Genomic DNA, 536 nt, shown 5'->3' with positions numbered 1-536 from the left:
CCCGCAAGGAACGTCAGCAAGCGCTTGAAGGCCTGCTGACAGCATCCCAGAAATTAATGGCGGCGAAGAGTCACGAAGAAGTAGTCTTGCTTGCGTCTGAGACTGCGGAACAGGTTTGCAGTCTACCACTAAATGGCGTTCACCTGTACGATCCGACGACCAACGCTCTCGCCCCTGTCGCTTGGTCGGACGAGATAGAAGCGATATTCGATGGCACCCCACCCTCGATTTCTAAGGGAGAAGGGTTGGCTTGGGAAGCATACGAGATGGGAACGCCAAAAATCCATTCGAACCTCACAGCCGTGGATGGGGTAATGAATGAGGAAACACCATTTCTAAGTGAATTGTATCTCCCGCTTGGTGAGCACGGTGTAATGTTGTTAAGTTCGCCTGTCGCTGACGGTTTCGATGAGAACGATGTGGCCCTCGCACAGATGTTGGCTGCAAATACACAGGTAGCACTTGATCGGGTGGAGCGAGAACAACAACTGGAGAAACAAAACGAACGCCTTGAGAACTTTGCTAGCATTCTCAGT

1 protein-coding gene is annotated in these 536 nt (G+C 51.5%); it reads left to right on the top strand.

The genetic code is table 11. From position 1 onward, the window contains the following. Nucleotides 1–536 (top strand): GAF domain-containing protein (locus AUR66_RS11820; RefSeq protein ID WP_157533084.1); only part of this gene is annotated, 536 nt, incomplete at both ends.

Origin of the sequence: Haloferax profundi (assembly GCF_001469865.1) — an archaeon.
Lineage (GTDB): Archaea > Halobacteriota > Halobacteria > Halobacteriales > Haloferacaceae > Haloferax > Haloferax profundi.
This window is presented reverse-complemented; position numbering and strand designations above follow the sequence as displayed.